The sequence below is a fragment of the Xenorhabdus sp. PB62.4 genome, assembly GCF_014467285.1.
GTDB lineage: Bacteria > Pseudomonadota > Gammaproteobacteria > Enterobacterales > Enterobacteriaceae > Xenorhabdus.
In genome coordinates this window covers 1-1,765 of record NZ_NKHR01000074.1, presented here as the reverse complement: position 1 = coordinate 1,765, position 1,765 = coordinate 1, and the positions used below count along the sequence as shown (strand labels likewise).

Genomic DNA, 1,765 nt, shown 5'->3' with positions numbered 1-1,765 from the left:
GACGTCCGCCGCCACGTATTCTGTCTGTCTGCCGGATAATGCGTTAACTATCACACTTTCTGCCGACGCGTTCGGGCTGGCGGTGACAACAGCGGTGTTTGCCCGTATCGCGGTGCTGGATGAACCCGGTGAGGATGCGTACCGGTTCGGTGAACTGCGTGAATATACGCTGCAACACCCGGAAACCGAACTGATACATACAGTACTGGATTTAAGAACGCCGGAAAAGGTGCTGAGCCCATCATTAACCCGCAGTTTAAATAATAATCACAATTGAGATTACCAGCACAGGATGTTGCGGTTAATCCTGCTCTTTTCTTAAGCGCCTGACCAGGGAGCCGAAAACACCTTCCCGGCATCGGGCGGGTGTTTTCTTTATTTGACGTTAATTCAAGGAAACACGATGAACCCGATTTTTTTACCCATACCGGATGACACCGGCCCGGCACTACATGAGGACATTTTTACCGTGCAGGTCACCGGCCTGAGGCAACACCCACAAGCGAGGGAGTCGCTACGGGAGGAAACCCTGACCGTGTACGAAGCGGCTTCGGTCACAGAAGCGGTACAGCGGCTGAAGGTTATCCATCTGCTGGGCGACTGGCCGGAGCCGGAAACCTCATCCCAGCCGTCTGCCTGCATTTTTTTCCGTTGACTGTCATGATTTATGACGCCCGGGACAGAAAAGTGCTCGGTGGCCGGTTTTATGACGAGATTGTCTGGGCACAGCCGGTGACACTGGCATCGGAGCGCCTGTCACTGGAAAAGCAACAGCAACAGTTGTGTCAGTCAGCCGTGCTTGAGCAGGGCTGGCAGAATACGCAGGCTGCCCGGGTATTGTGGCATGAGGCGCATTTACTGTCGCTGCATGTAGTTTCGCTCCGTTATCAACAATGCCGCGAAGTGCAGGATATTCTCCGGCACGGACGACAGGCAGCGTTTAACATATGAGGTATCACGATGGCACCTTTGCGTTTAACCGCCTGGCAGGTGATTGCCGGCACGTTGCTGAAACGGTATTTTGGCCTGAACCTGAATGATACGGCACTGTGTGAAGCTGACACGGTGGCTGAACTGATGGCCAGTGGCGTCCTGCCCTTTGAAGCCATCAACGCGTTGGTGGATAAATACGGTTTAACCCGGCTGAATGAACAGGCTATCCCACGCAGTACACCGTATCTGGGTATTCATGATGAATTGCAAGTGATTTTCGACAGCGGTATTGCCGGGACGCTTCTCAGTCAGGACAACGGGTCACAGTCCGAGTAACCCATTTTTCAATCACCCATCGGGGGAGCGGTGCCCTGATGGCGCGGTTCCTCCGGTTTATGCTTATCAATCCAATGAGGAACCTAACATGGCAGAATGGTGCTCCAATCAACTGGAAATCACCGGCAAGTCGGTGTGTATTGACGTGATGCAACAATGGGTCTGCGGTGAAGAAATTCCCCGTTACCGCCAGGCAGTGCTGCAAAGCCTGCGGCTGTTTCTGGCAGGCTGTGCGGGGATACTGAAACCGGCCAAACCACAAACCTATGCCCCTTACCCGGCGTTAGTGCGTGGTACGGCGGCACCGACAGCGCAGAATCTGGCTTTTGAACAGTGGCTGACGTTGTTGCAGGATAATGTGCCGTTAAACAGCGACAACATTAAACGGATAGATAACCTGTACCGCCAGTCCTGTCTCAGCCTGGTGCGCTGGGACAATGTACCGGAGCCCGCGCGTAGTCTGATTTCCCCTGTTCTGGCCCACCAGTATACCGAC

At 54.0% G+C, this 1,765-nt stretch carries 5 protein-coding genes; all 5 read left to right on the top strand.

Translation table 11 applies throughout. The annotated features are described in order from the left end of the window. Positions 1-277, top strand: a 277-nt coding sequence (locus Xenpb_RS19225; protein ID WP_187655720.1) for an antirestriction protein, incomplete at its 5' end; no start/stop codon positions are given. Positions 278-403: 126 nt separating this feature from the next. Then, the gene (locus tag Xenpb_RS20240) at positions 404-655 is read left to right on the top strand and encodes a hypothetical protein (RefSeq protein WP_255523218.1); all 252 of its coding nucleotides are present in this window, start codon (positions 404-406) and stop codon (positions 653-655) included. 5 nt (positions 656-660) lie between these two features. Then, a complete protein-coding gene (locus Xenpb_RS20235; RefSeq protein WP_255523217.1) occupies positions 661-951 on the top strand; it encodes a hypothetical protein in 291 nt (96 codons plus the stop codon). A 9-nt stretch (positions 952-960) separates the two neighbouring features. Further along, positions 961-1,269: a TA system toxin CbtA family protein gene (locus Xenpb_RS19215; RefSeq protein ID WP_187655719.1), complete on the top strand. Its 309-nt coding sequence runs from the start codon at positions 961-963 to the stop codon at positions 1,267-1,269. A gap of 88 nt (positions 1,270-1,357) precedes the next feature. Further along, the coding region (locus Xenpb_RS19210; RefSeq protein ID WP_187655718.1) for a DUF1281 domain-containing protein at positions 1,358-1,765 on the top strand (408 nt) is incomplete at its 3' end.